This is a genomic window from Pseudomonas sp. RA_15y_Pfl1_P11, from assembly GCF_963970975.1.
GTDB classification, from domain to species: domain Bacteria; phylum Pseudomonadota; class Gammaproteobacteria; order Pseudomonadales; family Pseudomonadaceae; genus Aquipseudomonas; species Aquipseudomonas tritici.
In genome coordinates, this window is sequence record NZ_CAXAOY010000026.1 from 16,233 (window position 1) to 28,399 (window position 12,167).

The window sequence follows — 12,167 nt, forward strand, 5'->3', positions numbered from 1 at the left end:
TACAAATCGAATCTCGCTTACAACTGATAACCTCAGGGTATCGATATAAAGGAAGTTGATGAGTAGTCCGCCGATCTCCCGCAGCCTATTTAACCGCCTGCGCTACAAGCACCTGCATATGCTCGTAGCGCTGAGTTCCAGCCAGAACCTGCACCGTGCGTCCCAGGCGCTGAACATGTCGCAGCCGGCCGCCACGCGCATGCTGCGTGAGATCGAGGATATGTTTGCCTGCGACCTTTTCGAGCGTTTGCCCAGGGGCATGCGTCCGACGGCGCTGGGCCAGGAGTTGATCCGCTTTGCCGAATCAGCCTTGAGCGGGCTGGACCGTTGCGCCGAAGACTTGATGGCTCGCCAGCAGGGCGGCTATGGCTACCTGTCGATCGGCACCATCATGGGCGCCGCACCGGACTTGGTGATGGACTCCATCGCGCAGATCAAAACGCTAAACCCGCAACTGCGTATCCGCATCATGGGTGACACCAGCGACCAGGTGATCCAACTGCTTGAGCAGGGTCGCATCGACCTGGCGATCACGCGGCGCAACGCCGCCACTGACAGCGAGCATTACAGTTTCGAACCCCTGGGCAACGAACGCTTGCTGGTGGTGGTGCATGCGGGCCATCCCCTGGCTCAGCGCGAACACGTGCCCTTGGAGGAATTGGTGCACGACTGGCCGTGGATCCTGCAACCGCAAACCAGCCCGGCGCGTATCGGCTTCGACCAGGCGCTGCAGGACCTGGCGCTGCCGAGCCCAGCGGACATCATCGAATGCAGCTCGGTGTACTCCATGCAGCAGTTGATCCAACTGACCGACGCGGTGATGGTGCTGTCAGAAAGCGCGCTGCGTGATTACCTGAAGATGGGTTTGGTGGTGGCGTTGCCGGTAGCCCTGGAGGTACGGCTTGCGCCGTTTGGCATGTTATTGCGCAAAGGCGAGGGGGTGAGCCGGGAATTGGGGTGGTTTATCGACTTGCTGCGGCAGAAGGCCGCCATGCTTTAAACGCATTGTTGAAAAGGGCATGGTGTGTCAGTGCGATATTAAATAGAATGAATCTCATTTGAGACTCACTCGCGCCGCGCAGGTCGCTAGCCATGAATGATGCTGTTGTACCGACCCACGCCCCCGAACTGACCTTGTCGAGCCTGTACCGTGACCACCGCAGTTGGCTCGAAAGCTGGCTGCGCCGGCGCCTGGGCAATGCCTGGGATGCCGCGGACCTGAGCCAGGATACGTTTTTGCGGGTGCTCGCCAGCGCCCAGCCGATTGCGCAGATGCAGGAGCCGCGGGCGTACCTGGTGACCGTCGGCAAGCGCCTGCTGGTGAATTTTCATCAGCGGCGCAGCCTTGAACAGGCTTATCTGACTGCCTTGGCGAACCTGCCGGAAGAATGCGTGCCTTCCCCCGAGCAGCGTTGGTTGGTGTTGGAGACGCTGCAAGCCTTGGATGAATTGCTCGACGGCTTGCCGGTGCTGGTCCGCCGCGCCTTCCTCTGGAGCCAACTGGAAGGCCTGGGCTACCGGGAAATTGCCGAGCGCCTCGACGTGTCCGAGCGCACGGTGAAACGTTATATGGCCCAAGCCTACGAGCACTGCCTGCTGGTGGACCTGTGAGCCGCGACGTCGCCCGCGCCGCCGCCCATTGGTTGGCTCTGCTCGAATCCGGCGCGGCCACCGAGCGTGATCACGCCGCGTTGCAGCGCTGGCGTGACAGCCATCCCCAACACGAACAGACCTGGCAGAAAGCCCAAACCCTACGCCAGCGTTTCAGCGACTTGCCCCAGGCCCTGGCGATGGCCAGCCTCGACCGCCCACAACCGGGGCGACGCGCTGTGCTCAAGCGTGCCTTGGGGATCGCGGCATTGGTGCCGACTGCCTGGTTGGTCAGCCGCCAATTGCCCATCGAGGCATGGCGCGCCGACCTGCATACCGCCACTGGTGAGCGCAAACGCCTGCCATTGGCCGACGGCGGCAGCTTGCAACTCAATACCGCGACGGCAGTGAACATGGACCTCGCGCAGCACCGCATCACCTTGGTGGACGGTGAGTTGGCGCTGAATGTGCCTGGCGCGACGGCGATGACCGTGCACACCCGATACGGCGAATTGAGGGTCAGCCAGGCCGAAGTGTGTGTGCGGCAACTGGCCGCTGGCTGTCGGGTGTCGGTGCTCAAGGGCTCGGTTCACGTGCGCGACCTGAACGGGCAAGTGACGACCTTGCAGGCGGGCCAGCAAGCCCCCCTGAACGCCAGCGGGCTGGCCGCCTGGGCGCCGTTTGATGTGTCGCAGTTGGGCTGGCGCGCGGGTGTGTTGACGGCGCAGAATCAACCGTTGGGGGATTTTCTGCGGGAGTTGGAGCGCTATCGCCCAGGGGTGTTGCGCTGGGATTCACGCCTGGAGCGTATGCGGGTGACAGGCAGTTTTCGCTTGGACGACACGGACCGAATCCTCAACCTGTTGGCCTCAACGCTGGGGGTCGAGGTGCAGGCGCGGACGCGCTATTGGGTCACACTGAGTTAAGTGTGGGAGCCGTTTCAATTCAATCACATGGGCGCGTTGCAGCTCGCTCAAGCACAGCGGCTTCAGCTGCGCAGCACCGGATCACGCCGATTCGTTGGCGCTCGGCAGATGCTTCGCAGGTTGACAAATTCTTGAAGCGCTGTTGGCAGGGCAACAATTCACATATTCCTTAATGATATAAATAAATAGTTATATATTCTTTTTGATGTGGTCGGTATTGGCGCATTTTGAGGGCCTGCGCATACGTGCGGATTGACCCAACAGCCAAAAAGGAAAGTCGACATGACCATTAAAGCGATCAACGTGCGCAACCAGTTCAAGGGCGTGATCAAGGACATTCTGCTGGGGGACGTGGTGTCGGAAATCGACGTGCAAACGGCGTCCGGTATTGTCACTTCGGTGATCACTACCCGTTCGGTACGTGATCTGGAGTTGAAAGTGGGCAGTGAAGTGATTGCCTTTGTGAAGTCCACCGAAGTGTCCATCGCCAAGCTGTGACGATCCCGTGTCGTCGCCGGCTGGCGGGGCGCCTGAGATCAAGATCAAAAGCAGAGCAAAAGCTGAGCCCATTACGGCTCAGCTTAGGGTGAGTCAGGCCTGGCGTTGGCGCAGTACCCGTTCCATACGTTGCAAACCCTCTTCCAGCATCGACCGTGGGCAGCCGAAGTTCAGGCGCACGAATTGCTGGCTGTCGTCACCGAACTCGATCCCAGCGCTCAAGCCCACCTTGGCCTGTTCCAGGAAGAACTGTTGCGGGTCATCCAGGCCAAGCGCGCTGCAATCCAGCCAGGCCAAGTAGGTGCCTTGCGGTGCATGCATCACCACACCGGGCAGGCGGGTTTGCACGGCCTTGAGCAGGTAGTCACGGTTGGCTTGCAGGTACTGCACCAGCGCGTCGAGCCAGTCGCCGCATTGGCTGTAGGCCGCACGAGTGGCTTCCAGACCGAGGGGGCTGACGCTGTCGACCATGCCGCAACGGGCCGCGTTGAAGCGCTCGCGGATTTCGGCGTTCTGGACCACCGCAAAGCAGGTCTTCAAACCCGCCACGTTATAGGCCTTGCTGGCCGACATCAGGGTGATGGTGCGCTGGGCGATCTCATCGCTGAGGCTGGCGGTGGGGATATGGCGGCGGCCGTCAAAGCACAGCTCGGCGTGGATTTCATCGGAGATGATCAGCGCGCCGTTTGCCAGGCAGGCGTTGGCCACGGCGAGCAGTTCTTCGCGCGGGAAGACTTTGCCAATGGGGTTGTGCGGGTTGCTCAGCAGCAGTGCACCCGCGCCGGCCAGCGCATCGTGCAAGGCTGGCAGTGGCGTGAAGTATTCACCGTCGATCAGCTCGAAGGGGACTTCGATGCGCGGCAGGTTCCAGTGTCCTGGGGCCAGGCGGATCGGCCGATAGTTCGGGGTTTGCAGCACCACCGGCTGGCCCGGCTGGACAAACGCGTGCAGCGCCATGTTGAAACCCGGTTCGACGCCGGGCAGGAACAGCAGCTCATCCGGTTGTACGCGCCAAGCGTATTTGGCCCACAGGTCGGCGACGATCGCCTCGCGCACATCCGGGCCGGCGACGCTGTAGCCGAGGACCTGCTGGTCGAGGCGTGCATGCAGCGCCTGCAGCACGGCGGGGGGCGCGGCGATGTCCATGTCGGCGATCCACATCGGCAAAACGTCCTGCGGGTAGCGGCTCCACTTGGTGCTGCCGGTGCCGATGCGGGGGTGGATCGTGTCGAAATCAAAGCTCATGGGGGGCTCGTATCAGGGAGTCAGGCGCAAGAATGGCGCTGATTCTAGCGCCATTATTTTTATAGGCCAGAGCTGATTGCCACCGACAGTCGCTGATGAGCCTGCTCCAGCGCGCGGTTGACCGCTTCTGCGCCGCGCACCATGGCCGGTAAATACACGAAATCGACTGACTGAATGCCCACGGTAGACAGGATCGCGGTCATGTACGGCGTGAAAAAGTCCGGCTCATGGCCCTTGCGGGCGTTACCGGAACTGACCAGCACAAAGGTGCGTCGGTCCTTCAGTAAGCCGACTTTTTCAAACTGCTCATTCAGCGTAAAGCTGCGTTGGATGCGCACCACTTGGTCGATCCAGGCCTTGAGCGCCGCCGGCACGGTGAAGTTATGCACCGGCGCGCAGAGGATCAGCAGGCCGCAGGCTTCGAGTTCCACGATCAACTGTTCCGACAGCCCCGTCGCGCTGGCGCTGAGTCCGCCCGGAGTGGTCAGCGCGTTAGCGTATTCACGGGTCAAGGGCGGCAGTGCCTGGCTGCCATAATCGCGTTCGGTCACCTGCGCGCCCGGCATCAGGTCGCGTAACAGTGCGCGGGCCAGTTTGAAGGTCTGCGCGGCTTTGCCGTGGGGGCTGAAACTGAGGAGCAGGGCGTGAGTCATTGGCTCAAATCCTGGGAAAAGTGCATGCCCAGGGGCAGCAGGCCCTGGCGGAAATAGAAGCGCTGGGCCATGGCCATGTGCATGCCGGTGTCCAGCACCAGCCAGCGATAGCCACGCGCGCGGGTTTCCTCACGCACGCGATCCAGCAGGCGTTCACCCAGCCGGCGACGCTGCAATGAGGCGTCTATCACCAGGTCATCCACGTATATAAAGCGGCCATACAGGGTGTTTTCGGTCAACCGGTAGCCGGCCAGGCCAATCACCCGGCCGTTTTCGCGTGCGGCCAGCAGGCGATAGCCGTTTTGCCGTTGGCGCTGGATTTGCGCGGCAAAGGCCGTTGCGTCGGTGAGGTGCGGGCGCAGCTGTTGCATCACTACGAAGCAGGCGATGAAATCGGCCTGGGTTTCCATCTGTACGCATTCGACGTGTTCATTCATGGCCTTGGTTCTCAACGTGCGCCTTGATCGCTGCCGGCACTTTGCGGAAGCTGATCGCAACGCGGTTAAGCGCGTTCATCAACGAAATGGCCAGGGTCAGGTCGGCGATTTCCTTCTCACTGAACGCCGCCGCGACCTCTGTGTAATCTGCATCCGGCACTTGGGTTTGCGCCACGGGGGTGACCACTTCGGCCCAGGCCAGCGCGGCACGTTCACGCGGGGTAAAGAGCGGGAGCCCCTCGCGCCAGGCAGCCAGCAGCATGATTTTTTCCAGGCTCACGCCCTGTTTGAGCAAGTCGCGGGAGTGGCTGTCCAAGCAATAGGCGCAGCCATTGAGTTGCGAGACCCGCAGGTACACTAAGTCGATCAGTTCTTTCTCCAGGCCGCAGCCATGGATGTAGCTGTGCACCGTGCCCAGGGCTCTGTAGCCGACAGGGGCGGCCTGGGCGTAATCGAGGCGGTGTTTCATGGGCATTCCTTTGTTCGGTCAGGGATGCGCCATTGTCGTGGGGGTGAACGGGGGCCGACAGGGGCATGATTGGACAAGTGGGTTGGGACATGATCAGACTTCGGCCTGTCTTTGCGTCGAGCCACTTGCGATGTCGTCACTACCCAAATACCAGGAAATCTACCGGCGCTTTCGCCAGGCCATCGACCAGGGCCAATTGCGCCCCGGTGAGCGCGTGCCGTCGGTGCGGGCGCTGGCCCAGGAGCTCAAGGTGGCGCGCGGTACGGTGGAGGCGGCGTATCAGCTATTGGTCAGCGAGGGCTTCTTTGAGGCGCGCGGGCAAGCGGGAACGGTGATCGCCGAGGCGTTGCGGCCGAAGTCGGTGAAGCCAATGCCGGCCTCGTTGCCAGGCACTTCAGGTCCACGTCCGCTGCAGATGGGCTTGCCTGCTTTGGATGCGTTCCCGCGCAAGCTGTGGGCGCGGCTGGTCACCCAGCAAGTGCGCCGCACCGACGCCGACAGCCTGGCGATGGGTGACGTACGTGGCACCCAGGCGCTGCGTGTGGCGATCGCCAGCTACCTGGCGTTGTATCGGGGCGTGGAGTGCTCGCCGCAGCAGGTATTTGTGTGTGCCGGGTATGCGGGGTGCCTGACGTTGGTGTGCGACACGCTGGCGATGGCGGGGCAACGCTGTTGGTTTGAAGACCCTGGGTATTTGCATGCGCGGCAATTGTTGATGCGTCACGGTGTGGAGCTGGTGCCGGTGCCGGTGGATCGCGATGGCCTGGATGTCGAGCAAGGCATTGCGCGCGAACGCGAGGCACGATTGGCGATTGTTACCCCGGCGCATCAGAGCCCGTTGGGTGTGGCGTTGAGCCCGGCGCGTCGGCAGGCCTTGCTGGAGTGGGCGCGGGCGCAAGGCAGTTGGGTGGTAGAGGATGACTACGACAGTGAGTTTCGCTATCGCGGCCAGCCGCTGGCAGCGCTCAAGAGCCAGGATGTGGATGACCGGGTGATCTATGCCGGGAGCTTCAGCAAAATGCTGTTCCCGGGCTTGCGGTTGGGGTATCTGGTGGTGCCCGTGTCGTTGGTCGAGGTGTTTGAACGGGGTGCCCATGCGTTGCAGCAGCGCAGCGCGCAGTTGTTGCAGCTGACGGCGGCGGATTTTCTGGAGCAGGGGCATTTCACCCGGCATCTGAAGAAAATGCGGCAGTTGTATGCGCAGCGTCGGGGGTATTGGGTGGCGGCGTTGCGGGTGCATTGCGCGGCGTTTTTGCGGGTAGATGAGCAGGCGGGCGGGATTAACCTCTTGGCTCGGTTGATGGTGGATGTACCGGATCGGGTTGTGGCTGAGGCGGCTGATCGTGCAGGGTTGGCAGTTCAAGCGTTGTCATCGTGGACGCTCGAGGTGGGGTGGGGGCAGGGGTTGATGATGGGATTTACCAATGTCGCGACGGCTCAGCAAGCGAAAGACTTGGCGCTGGTTCTGCGCAGCACTCTCGCCGAACTTACCGGCCTGAGCGAGCGATAGAGCATGGGCTTTTTCAGGCCGGTTCTGTGACCGACAGGTTCTGTAATAAAAACGCCATTGCGCTGGGGATTAAATCCGCAACGGGCTATTTTGGTGCATCTCAATAACCAGAGTAGCCATGGATGAAATACCAACCCTTCAGCCGTACCTTGATTGTCACCGCCCTGGTGTTGACGGTCAGTGGTGTGCAAGCCGCGTCCCAGGCCCCGGTGGCCGGTGAAAATGGCATGGTGGTCACGGCCCAGCATTTGGCAACACATGTGGGCGTGGATGTGCTCAAGGCTGGCGGCAACGCGGTCGATGCGGCCGTCGCCGTGGGCTACGCGCTGGCCGTGGTATACCCGGCGGCGGGTAACCTGGGCGGTGGCGGTTTCATGACCGTGCAACTGGCTGACGGGCGCAAGACCTTCCTCGATTTCCGCGAAAAAGCGCCGCTGGCGGCCACCGCCAATATGTACCTGGACAAAGACGGCAACGTCGTCGAAGGCCTCAGCGCCAAGGGCCATCTGGCTGTGGGCGTACCTGGCACTGTCTCGGGCATGGAGCTGGCCCTGAGCAAATACGGCACCCTCAAGCGTGCCCAGGTCATCGCCCCGGCGATCAAACTGGCGGAAAACGGCTTCGCCCTGGAGCAGGGTGATATCGACCTGCTGCATACCGCTACCGGTGAGTTTGAAAAAGACAAGGACATGCGCGCAATCTTCCTGCATAACGGCCAACCGCTGCAGGTGGGTCAGAAACTCGTGCAGAAAGACCTGGCCAAGACCCTCAAGGAAATCTCGGCCAAGGGCAGTGACGGTTTCTATAAAGGTTGGGTTGCCAAGGCACTGGTGGATTCCAGCCAGGCTGGCAAAGGCATCATCACCCAGGCAGACCTCGACAACTACAAAACCCGCGAGCTGGCGCCCATCGAGTGCGACTACCGTGGCTACCATGTCGTTTCGGCACCGCCGCCGAGCTCCGGTGGCGTGGTGATCTGCCAGATCATGAACATCCTCGAAGGCTTCCCGATGGCCGACCTGGGCTATCACTCGGCCCAAGGCCTGCATTACCAGATCGAGGCCATGCGCCACGCGTATGTGGACCGTAACAGCTACCTCGGTGATCCGGATTTCGTAAAGAACCCGATCGAGCACCTGCTGGACAAAAACTACGCGACGAAACTGCGTGACGCGATTGATCCGCAAAAGGCCGGTGATTCCCAGGCGATCAAGCCGGGTGTATCGCCCCATGAAGGCAATAACACCACCCACTATTCCATCGTCGACAAGTGGGGCAACGCGGTGTCGGTTACCTACACCCTCAACGACTGGTTCGGTGCGGGCGTGATGGCGAGCAAGACCGGGGTGATCCTCAACGATGAAATGGACGACTTCACCGTCAAGGTCGGTGTGCCGAACATGTACGGGCTGGTCCAGGGTGAAGCCAACGCCATTGCACCGGGCAAGGCGCCGCTGTCGTCGATGAGCCCGACCATCGTGACCAAGGATGGCAAGACGGTGATGGTAGTGGGTACGCCAGGTGGCAGCCGCATCATCACAGCGACCTTGCTGACGATCCTGAATGTGATCGACTACAAGATGAACATCCAGGAAGCCGTGGACGCACCGCGTTTCCACCAGCAGTGGATGCCTGAGACGACTAACCTGGAGGCCTTCGCGGTCAGCCCGGACACCCAGAAGATCCTTGAAAGCTGGGGCCACACGTTTGCAGGCCCGCAGGACGCCAACCACTTGGCGGCGATCCTCGTGGGTGCTCCATCCCTGGGTGGCAAACCGGTGGGGAATAACCGCTTCTATGGCGCGAATGACCCGCGTCGCAACACCGGGCTTTCCTTGGGCTACTAACCACGCCTGCAGTGAGCGGGCTTGCCCCGCTCATACAATAATTCTTCTACGGCCTTGAAGGCCGCGACTCGGCGCTTCTCCCAATTCCCTCTGATCACTACGACTGCCTGCTGATGCTGCTGCATCCACGCCAGGCTATCCTCGAAAAACGCCTGCCGATCCGCCAGTTCCGGTTGGCAGCGTTGGCCGTCGGCGGTCCATTCCACATCATCCGGCGAGAGCAGCAGGTGCAGGTCGTAATGCCGCGCCAGCAGTTCGCTGTCCAGCCACGCCGGGTAGTCGCCGAACAGGGTCTGGCTCCAGAGTCTGTTGGTCAGCAAATGCGTGTCGAGGATCAGCCACTCAGGCTGTTCGGCGCGGGCAGCGTCCTCCCAGGCCAGTTGGCCGCGGGCAATGGCCGGGATATCGGCCAAGGTGGTATCACGTCGATGATGGTCGATGAAATGGCGCACATATTCACCGACCATCAGCCCGCCGAAGTGCGCTTGCAGTTCAGCCGCTAGCCAGCTCTTGCCGCTGGATTCGGGACCCGCCAATACCACCACTTTCATGCGCGCAACGCCGGGTCGGCGCGCCATTCACGCCAGCCTTGCACGGCGATCACAGTGAACAGCGCGTACAGCGCGGCGGTCAGGTACAGGCCTTTGTAGAGGAAGAGCCCGACGAAGATCACGTCCACCACAATCCACAACGCCCAGCACTGCACACGTTTCTGCGCCATCCACATTTGCGCCACGAGGCTGAAACCGGTGAGCGCGGCGTCGAGCCAGGGTTGGGCGGCGTCGGTCCAGTGGGCCATGGCGGCGCCGAGCAGCAGGCTGCCGACTGCGCCCACCGTGAGGCTGGCCATGATTGCCAGCCCACCAAGGCGGGTGACCTGGCGCCCTTGCTTGATCTGGCCGGCGCGGGTCCACTGCCACCAGCCGTAGACTTGCAGGGCGGCGTAAACCACCTGTAGCAGCATGTCGGAATAGAGTTTCACATCGTAGAACACCCAGGTGTAAAGCAGCACCATGACCAGCCCGATCGGCCAGCACCAAGGGTTTTGCTTGACCGTCAGCCACACGGCGATCACCCCCAGGGCAGCGGCGAACAGTTCAAGCCCGGACATGGTCGTTCCTTGGGAGAGTGGGAGAGGGCGGGGATTGTAACGAAAGAAGATTGGCGTAGGAATTGGCTTGTAGTGAGCGGGCTTGCCCGCTCACTACCGGACTAGACTTTGAACTGGCGCAAGAGTCCGTCGAGCTGATCGCTCAGGCTGCGCAAGTGCACACTTGCTACGCTCGACTGTTCCGCCGCCAACGCCGTGCTGTGGGACAAACCGGCGGCCTGGGTGACGTTCTGGTTGATGTCTTCCACCACATGCGCCTGCTGCAGCGTGGCGCTGGCAATCGAGGCATTCAGGCTGTTGAGGTTGTGCAGGGCCTGGCCGATGGCGGTCAGGCTGGCGCCGGCTTGGCCGGCTTGCTCGATGGTCAGTTGCGACGCGCTGTGGCTGTCGCTGATCACGTTGACCGCCGCTTCCGAGTGGCCTTGCAGGCGCTCGATCATGCCCTGGATCTCCGCCGTGGATTTTTGCGTGCGCTGAGCCAGCAGGCGTACTTCATCGGCCACCACCGCAAAGCCGCGGCCTTGCTCGCCAGCGCGTGCCGCTTCAATCGCCGCGTTCAAGGCCAGCAGATTGGTCTGGTCGGCGATGGAACGGATGACCTCGAGCACGCTGCCGATCTGGGTACTTTCAGCGGACAGGGTACGAATCACTTCCACGGCCTGGCTGATGGTGTTGGAGAGTTGGTCGATCTGTTGCAGGCTGCCGTCGATATTGACCTGGCCTTGCTGCGCCTGGGCCTGTGCATCGCGCATTTCGCTGGCGGCGTGTTCAGCGTTCTTGGCCACGTCCTGCACGCCGTAGGTGACTTCATTGATGGCGGTGGCCACCAGTTCCATCTGCTGGGACTGTTGCTGGCTGCGGTCATGGGCCTGGGTCGCATTGTTGCCCAGCTCCTGTGAGGACTGGCCCAGCGCGTTGGCGCATACCTGCAACTGGCTCACCACCTCGCGCAACTTGGCGGTGAAGTTGTTGAAGTGATGGGCCAATTGGGTGACTTCGTCCCGGCCGTGGGTGTCGAGGGTGCGGGTGAGGTCGCTTTCGCCGCTGGCAATGTTGCCCATGGCGTTCACCGCGTCCTGCAGCGGCCGCACAATGCTGCGGGCGATCAGTGAGACCAGCAACGCCATCACCAGCGCAATGCCTAGGCCGATAAACGAGGCTTTCCAGACCTGGGTGCTGAACTCGGCCTGCACATCATCCACGTACACACCGGAACCGATAATCCAGCCCCACGGCTGGAACAGTTGGATGTACGAAGTTTTCGGCACTGGTGCGTCGGCCCCAGGCTTGGGCCAGCGATAGTTGACGATGCCGGCGCCCTTGGCCTTGGCCAGGATCACGAATTCGTTGAACACGGCAAACCCGTCAGGGTCACGAATGGCCGAAAGGTTCTGGCCATCGAGCTTGGGGTTGGCCGGGTGCATGATCATCACCGGCGTCAGGTCGTTGATCCAGAAATAGTCATCATGGTCGTAGCGCAAGCCACGCACCACGCTCATTGCCTGTTTCTGGGCCGCTTCGCGGGTCATCACGCCAGTCGTCTCGAGGCTGTGATAAAACGTCAGAATCCCGCTGGCGGTCTGGACCACGTGTTGGGTTTGTAGGCGCTTGGCCTGGTACAGGTCGTCATGGATCTGCTTGAGCATCAGCAAACCCAGGGCCAACAGCATCAGCACGGCGACTATCAGGATCAGCCAGAGGCGCCGGCTGATCGACATATTGCGCAAACTGTTCATCGTCCTGTCACTCCGGGCTTTTTATAATTGTGGGCGTGCATCGACTTTTCCGCCTTGTCTGATAGTCTTTCGGCCTGTATTCGGAAAACCTGAGTACTGTCTGATTTTTCACAAGATTTTTGCAGGTTGGGGGTTAAAATCCAGC

At 61.5% G+C, this 12,167-nt stretch carries 13 protein-coding genes; 6 read left to right on the forward strand and 7 right to left on the reverse strand.

Going from position 1 to position 12,167, the window contains the following annotated elements:
- The first annotated feature begins 58 nt into the window (after positions 1-58).
- The 4 genes from AACY44_RS25290 (at position 59) to AACY44_RS25305 (ending at position 3,014) form a co-directional block, all read left to right on the forward strand.
- Positions 59-1,000 (forward strand): LysR family transcriptional regulator, encoded by a 942-nt coding sequence (locus AACY44_RS25290; protein ID WP_339418917.1) that lies wholly within the window; start codon positions 59-61, stop codon positions 998-1,000.
- A 92-nt stretch (positions 1,001-1,092) separates the two neighbouring features.
- Entirely contained in the window at positions 1,093-1,611 is a 519-nt protein-coding gene (locus AACY44_RS25295) for a sigma-70 family RNA polymerase sigma factor (protein ID WP_339418918.1), read from the forward strand.
- Complete coding sequence (locus AACY44_RS25300; RefSeq protein WP_339418920.1) at positions 1,608-2,516, forward strand: FecR domain-containing protein; 909 nt, start codon at positions 1,608-1,610, stop codon at positions 2,514-2,516. The genes AACY44_RS25295 and AACY44_RS25300 overlap by 4 nt, the downstream gene beginning before the upstream one ends.
- 282 nt (positions 2,517-2,798) lie before the next feature.
- The gene (locus AACY44_RS25305; protein ID WP_339418922.1) at positions 2,799-3,014 is read left to right on the forward strand and encodes a TOBE domain-containing protein; all 216 of its coding nucleotides are present in this window, start codon (positions 2,799-2,801) and stop codon (positions 3,012-3,014) included.
- A gap of 93 nt (positions 3,015-3,107) precedes the next feature.
- Here AACY44_RS25305 and AACY44_RS25310 read toward each other — a convergent pair whose 3' ends face one another.
- The 4 genes from AACY44_RS25310 to AACY44_RS25325 are packed head-to-tail and all read right to left on the reverse strand — an operon-like array spanning position 3,108 to position 5,818.
- Entirely contained in the window at positions 3,108-4,259 is a 1,152-nt protein-coding gene (locus tag AACY44_RS25310) for a MalY/PatB family protein (protein WP_339437091.1), read from the reverse strand.
- A 59-nt stretch (positions 4,260-4,318) separates the two neighbouring features.
- On the reverse strand, positions 4,319-4,912 hold the full coding sequence (locus AACY44_RS25315) for an FMN-dependent NADH-azoreductase (RefSeq protein WP_339418926.1): 594 nt from the start codon (positions 4,910-4,912) through the stop codon (positions 4,319-4,321).
- Positions 4,909-5,349 carry a GNAT family N-acetyltransferase gene (locus AACY44_RS25320; RefSeq protein WP_339531292.1) on the reverse strand — a complete coding sequence of 147 codons (441 nt, stop codon included), beginning with the start codon at positions 5,347-5,349 and terminating at the stop codon, positions 4,909-4,911. The genes AACY44_RS25315 and AACY44_RS25320 overlap by 4 nt, the downstream gene beginning before the upstream one ends.
- Positions 5,342-5,818, reverse strand: a complete 477-nt coding sequence (locus AACY44_RS25325; protein WP_339418928.1) for a carboxymuconolactone decarboxylase family protein — start codon at positions 5,816-5,818, stop codon at positions 5,342-5,344. Before AACY44_RS25325 ends, AACY44_RS25320 begins: the two co-directional genes overlap by 8 nt.
- A 130-nt stretch (positions 5,819-5,948) precedes the next feature.
- Between AACY44_RS25325 and pdxR the strand changes: the two genes are divergently transcribed.
- Positions 5,949-7,328 (forward strand): MocR-like pyridoxine biosynthesis transcription factor PdxR, encoded by a 1,380-nt coding sequence (gene pdxR, locus AACY44_RS25330; protein WP_339531294.1) that lies wholly within the window; start codon positions 5,949-5,951, stop codon positions 7,326-7,328.
- 122 nt (positions 7,329-7,450) lie between these two features.
- Positions 7,451-9,175 (forward strand): gamma-glutamyltransferase, encoded by a 1,725-nt coding sequence (gene ggt / locus AACY44_RS25335; protein ID WP_339531296.1) that lies wholly within the window; start codon positions 7,451-7,453, stop codon positions 9,173-9,175.
- Here the strand turns inward: ggt and AACY44_RS25340 are convergent.
- The 3 genes from AACY44_RS25340 to AACY44_RS25350 all read right to left on the reverse strand — a co-directional run bounded on the left by AACY44_RS25340 (position 9,172) and on the right by AACY44_RS25350 (position 12,022).
- Positions 9,172-9,726, reverse strand: coding sequence for an AAA family ATPase (locus tag AACY44_RS25340; protein WP_339531312.1), 555 nt, complete (start codon positions 9,724-9,726; stop codon positions 9,172-9,174). The two genes, ggt and AACY44_RS25340, sit on opposite strands and share 4 nt — an antisense overlap.
- Positions 9,723-10,286: a nicotinamide riboside transporter PnuC gene (pnuC, locus tag AACY44_RS25345; RefSeq protein WP_339439284.1), complete on the reverse strand. Its 564-nt coding sequence runs from the start codon at positions 10,284-10,286 to the stop codon at positions 9,723-9,725. The genes AACY44_RS25340 and pnuC overlap by 4 nt, the downstream gene beginning before the upstream one ends.
- A gap of 101 nt (positions 10,287-10,387) precedes the next feature.
- Positions 10,388-12,022, reverse strand: a complete 1,635-nt coding sequence (locus tag AACY44_RS25350) for a methyl-accepting chemotaxis protein (protein WP_339437089.1) — start codon at positions 12,020-12,022, stop codon at positions 10,388-10,390.
- Between the last annotated feature and the right edge of the window lie 145 nt (positions 12,023-12,167).

Coding starts and splice junctions, on each gene's coding strand:
- AACY44_RS25320 (WP_339531292.1), bottom strand. CDS start 5,349: ATGAATGAACACGTCGAATGCGTACAGATGGAAACCCAGGCCGATTTC.
- AACY44_RS25315 (WP_339418926.1), bottom strand. CDS start 4,912: ATGACTCACGCCCTGCTCCTCAGTTTCAGCCCCCACGGCAAAGCCGCG.
- AACY44_RS25310 (WP_339437091.1), bottom strand. CDS start 4,259: ATGAGCTTTGATTTCGACACGATCCACCCCCGCATCGGCACCGGCAGC.
- AACY44_RS25340 (WP_339531312.1), bottom strand. CDS start 9,726: ATGAAAGTGGTGGTATTGGCGGGTCCCGAATCCAGCGGCAAGAGCTGG.
- pnuC (WP_339439284.1), bottom strand. CDS start 10,286: ATGTCCGGGCTTGAACTGTTCGCCGCTGCCCTGGGGGTGATCGCCGTG.
- ggt (WP_339531296.1), top strand. CDS start 7,451: ATGAAATACCAACCCTTCAGCCGTACCTTGATTGTCACCGCCCTGGTG.
- AACY44_RS25290 (WP_339418917.1), top strand. CDS start 59: ATGAGTAGTCCGCCGATCTCCCGCAGCCTATTTAACCGCCTGCGCTAC.
- AACY44_RS25305 (WP_339418922.1), top strand. CDS start 2,799: ATGACCATTAAAGCGATCAACGTGCGCAACCAGTTCAAGGGCGTGATC.
- pdxR (WP_339531294.1), top strand. CDS start 5,949: ATGTCGTCACTACCCAAATACCAGGAAATCTACCGGCGCTTTCGCCAG.
- AACY44_RS25350 (WP_339437089.1), bottom strand. CDS start 12,022: ATGAACAGTTTGCGCAATATGTCGATCAGCCGGCGCCTCTGGCTGATC.
- AACY44_RS25295 (WP_339418918.1), top strand. CDS start 1,093: ATGAATGATGCTGTTGTACCGACCCACGCCCCCGAACTGACCTTGTCG.
- AACY44_RS25325 (WP_339418928.1), bottom strand. CDS start 5,818: ATGAAACACCGCCTCGATTACGCCCAGGCCGCCCCTGTCGGCTACAGA.